At 46.8% G+C, this 3,088-nt stretch carries 2 protein-coding genes; both read left to right on the top strand.

Features of this window, described 5'->3' with window-relative positions:
* Nucleotides 1-122: 122 nt before the first annotated feature.
* Nucleotides 123-515, top strand: a complete 393-nt coding sequence (locus AC805_RS04820) for a RidA family protein (RefSeq protein ID WP_009625942.1) — start codon at nt 123-125, stop codon at nt 513-515.
* A gap of 470 nt (nt 516-985) precedes the next feature.
* A complete protein-coding gene (locus tag AC805_RS04810) occupies nt 986-2,968 on the top strand; it encodes a bifunctional aldolase/short-chain dehydrogenase (protein WP_055074361.1) in 1,983 nt (660 codons plus the stop codon).
* The last annotated feature ends 120 nt before the right edge of the window (nt 2,969-3,088 follow it).

The raw sequence follows: 3,088 nt of genomic DNA, 5'->3' as shown, positions 1-3,088 counted from the left end.
TACATTTGGCGACAGCTATATATAAACAAAAGCCCAAAGAGAGAGGCAGCGCTTGGCGCTGCCTCTCTCTTTGGGCTTTGTTAGCTATAATTAACATCGACTAATCAAAAGAATCGTGCAGAATGAGTCAAAAAGAAGTAATCCTTACCGATAAAGCCCCCGCTCCCGTCGGTCCTTATAACCAAGCGATCGCTGTTCCTGCGTCGAGCAAATTAATTTTCATGGCAGGACAAATTGCGATCGAGCCTGCGATCGGCAAAATTGTGGCTACTACGGTCGAAGAGCAAGCCGAACAGGTAATCAAGAATATTCAAGCCGTTCTTGCCGAAGCTGGGGCAGATTTAACTAACGTGATCAAGACCACTGTATTTCTGGCGGATATGGCGGATTTTCCCAAAGTGAATGCGATCTACGGCAAATATTTTCTCGCTCCCTTCCCAGCCCGCTCCACCGTTCAAGTTGCCAGACTGCCCCTTGATGCACTGGTGGAAATTGAGTGTATTGTCGCCATCTAACGAAATAATTTATAGCTGTCGCCAAATTTACTAGGACATAAAACCCAAGAATTAATTGGCGGCGCTTCACGCTGCCAATTAATTCTTGGGTTTTGATTTGTCCTAATTCAAGTGACTGTAGCTATAAAGGTGCGAGGCAAAACCTCACGCCCAAAAATAAAAAAAACAAATAAAAAACCAAATAAAAAACCAAATAAAAAACCAAAGAGAGTTGTGATGCATTGAACCACAACTCTCTTTGGGTTTTTATTTTTGGGTTTTATGTCCTGATATACTTGGCGACAGCTATCTATTCCCATCCAAAGCCTTGCTAAGTAAAGCTTTATGCCAATTCCCAAAATGGCGTTACTATTTTGGGAATCTCAAAACCTTACTGGGTTTGTTTTTTAATTCACTGAAGTGTTGGCTCACTTCAGTGAATTGGTATTAGGCGTTGGTTGTTTAAGCTGTAGTTATAAAGTGAGTTAACAATGAAAAGTTTGTGGAGCGATCGCGAGGCGGCAGAATATAAAACCGACTTAGGCTTAAGAGTATATACATCAAGATTGTTGGGACGCGATCCATCCCTCGTTCTGCATGGGGGTGGCAATACTTCCGTCAAAATTTGCGAGAAGAATTTAGTTAGTGAAGAGGAAGAGATTCTCTACGTAAAAGGAAGTGGATGGGATTTAGAGACGATCGCTGAAGCAGGTTTCGCCCCCGTAAGAATGGCGCATTTATTGAAATTAGCCCAGTTACAGGTGCTCTCCGATTCGCAAATGGTGAACGAACTGAAGACCCAAATGACGAAAGCGAGTGCGCCCGCCCCATCGGTGGAGACGATTTTACATGCGATTTTGCCCTACAAATTTGTCGATCATACCCATGCCGATGCCGTCATTTCCATCACTAATACGGCAAACGGATGGGAACGCATCAAAGAAATCTATGGCGACGATGTCGTCATCATTCCCTATGTCATGCCTGGATTTGACCTTGCGCGAGTCTGTGCTGAAAAATTTACCAAGGAGAAGAACGATCGCACGATTGGGATGGTGTTAATGAATCACGGTATTTTCTCCTTTGGAGAAACTGCTCGCGAATCCTATGAAAGAATGATCGCCTTAGTCGATCGCGCTGAAGGTTATTTGCGCCAGTATCACGCTTGGGAAATTGCCGCGCCAACAACGACTCGTAAGGAAGAAACCCGAACGGCGATCGCCACTACGATCGCCCAGTTACGCGCTGAAGTCTCCCAAGTTGCTAACTTCCCTGTCATTCTAAGTTCTCATCCCGATGAGGTAAATTTAGCCTTTGTGCAAAGAGAAGATCTACATCTGATTTCCCAGCAAGGCTGTGCCACTCCCGATCATGTGATTCGGACTAAGCGGTTGCCTCTCGTGGGAAGGGATGTAAATGCTTATGCAGAGGCATATCGTGCTTATTTTGCCGAACAGTCGCAACATTCAACGCAGCCAGTCACCATTCTCGATCCCGCGCCGAGAGTAATTCTCGATCGCCAATTAGGGCTGGTCACCGTGGGTAAATCCGCAAAAGATGCCAAGATTGTCGCGGATATCTACGAACACACGATGGAAATCATTCAGCGATCTACGATCCTAGGTGGATATCAAGCACTCCCCGCTAGCGACATCTTTGCGGTGGAATATTGGGAATTAGAACAGGCAAAATTAAAAAAAGGTGGAGCCTCTCCTGCCTTTGCTGGGGAAATTGCCCTAGTCACGGGTGCGGCTTCAGGGATTGGTAGAGCCTGTGTCGATTCGTTATTAAAACGGGGTGCGGCAGTGGTGGGCTTGGATATCAATCCTGCGATCGAACAGCTTAGCGATCGCCCTGATTTTGTGGGTGTTACTTGTGATGTCAGCGATGAATTGGCGATCGCTAAGGCTCTAGACAAAGCCGTGACAGCCTTTGGTGGTTTGGATATGCTTATTCTCAATGCAGGGATTTTCCCCACGGGCTGTCGAATTGAAAACCTGAATACCGCCACATGGCAAAAGGTGATGCAGATCAATCTTGATGCCAATTTAATCCTCATGCGCGAATGCTATCCATTGCTAAAACTCGCTCCTAAAGGCGGTCGCGTGGTGGCGATCGGCTCTAAAAACGTTCCCGCTCCAGGTCCTGGAGCCGCAGCTTACTCCGCATCCAAGGCTGCCTTAACGCAATTGATGCGCGTTGCCGCATTGGAATGGAGCAGCGATCGCATTCGGATTAACACCTTGCATCCCAATGCGGTATTTGATACGGGAATCTGGACAGAGGAAGTGTTAGCCGATCGCGCGAAGCACTACGGTTTGACAATTGCCGAATATAAAACTAACAATCTACTCAAGGTAGAAGTGACTAGCCATCATGTCGCTGAGTTAGCGGTGGAAATGTGTGGTGGGCTATTTGCCTGTACTACCGCCGCTCAAGTTCCCATCGATGGCGGTAATGATCGGGTCATCTAGATGGGTGACGGCGCTTTGCGCCATCAGGACATAAACCTCAAGAATTGAGTGGCGGCGCTTCGCGCCGCCACTCAATTCTTGGGGTTTGATTTGTCCTCATTCAAGTGACTGTAGCTATAA

The organism is Pseudanabaena sp. 'Roaring Creek', from assembly GCF_001402795.1.
Lineage (GTDB): Bacteria > Cyanobacteriota > Cyanobacteriia > Pseudanabaenales > Pseudanabaenaceae > Pseudanabaena.
Note: the sequence above shows the minus strand (reverse complement) of the source record. Positions and strands in the feature narration are given on the sequence as shown.

What these genes read in the sequence shown, in the direction of transcription:
- AC805_RS04810 (WP_055074361.1), top strand. Translation starts at nt 986, where the DNA reads ATGAAAAGTTTGTGGAGCGATCGCGAGGCGGCAGAATATAAAACCGAC.
- AC805_RS04820 (WP_009625942.1), top strand. Translation starts at nt 123, where the DNA reads ATGAGTCAAAAAGAAGTAATCCTTACCGATAAAGCCCCCGCTCCCGTC.